The organism is Candidatus Protofrankia californiensis (assembly GCF_900634765.1).
Classification (GTDB): domain Bacteria; phylum Actinomycetota; class Actinomycetes; order Frankiales; family Frankiaceae; genus Protofrankia; species Protofrankia californiensis.
Genome location: NZ_CAAAFT010000051.1, coordinates 1 through 704 on the forward strand (window position 1 = coordinate 1; position 704 = coordinate 704).

The 704-nt window shown below is 64.8% G+C and carries 2 pseudogenes; both read right to left on the bottom strand.

From position 1 onward, the window contains the following. Positions 1 to 538: pseudogene (locus DD1DGNOD_RS02680) on the bottom strand (LuxR family transcriptional regulator); the annotation flags it as partial. Positions 539 to 550: 12 nt separating this feature from the next. After that, positions 551 to 704: pseudogene (locus DD1DGNOD_RS28665) on the bottom strand (ATP-binding protein); the annotation flags it as partial.

The following is a 704-nucleotide window of genomic DNA, read 5'->3' on the forward strand; positions in this document are numbered from 1 at the left end:
GGCGCGGACAGATACCGCGTACGACGACCCCGCGGTCGAGGGCCTGCAGGACGGCCTGTATGCATTCCGCTGTCATGACCGACTTTTGCTCGGGCCGGGCGTACAGAACGAGCAGCTCCCGTTCAGCGCCGGCCACGAGATCGAGTAACTGCTCCTCGACCGTCTTCGCGCTCTCTAGGCGTGCAACATCAACACTTGGCCCCGTATGCCGGCCCTGCATGTAGTCGGCGACCAGTGTGCTCACTTGCATGCGCGCGCGGATGAGTTCCTCCTGCCGGCGGATGAGCTGATCGTGTTGCTGTCGGAGCAGTTGTTCGAGGGGAACCTCGGGGTGCACCGCGACCAGGCGGTCGGGCTTCTCCCGGGAGGGCACCAGGAGCGAGAGTTCGACGAGCCTGTCGCGGGCCTGCCGAATCGTGCTCGTGGAATACCCAAGGGTGATGCTTACCTCCTCGGTGCTCATGTCCTTCCGGCGTAACCACAATCGGTAGGCCGCGAAAGCGATGTCGTCGATACCGAGAAGATCAAGCACCTTCATCTCCCGAGTCGACTAGTCGACGCGGGCGTTGGCCTCGGGGAGGCCCCGCTGCCGCTCTTCGCTCGTGACCACGTCGAGAGAGTGGCGGACCAGTGCGATCAGGGCTTGCCTGACGGATTCCCGCCGGCGCGCGTCACAGAAAACGATGGGCCGGCGGGAGTCGACG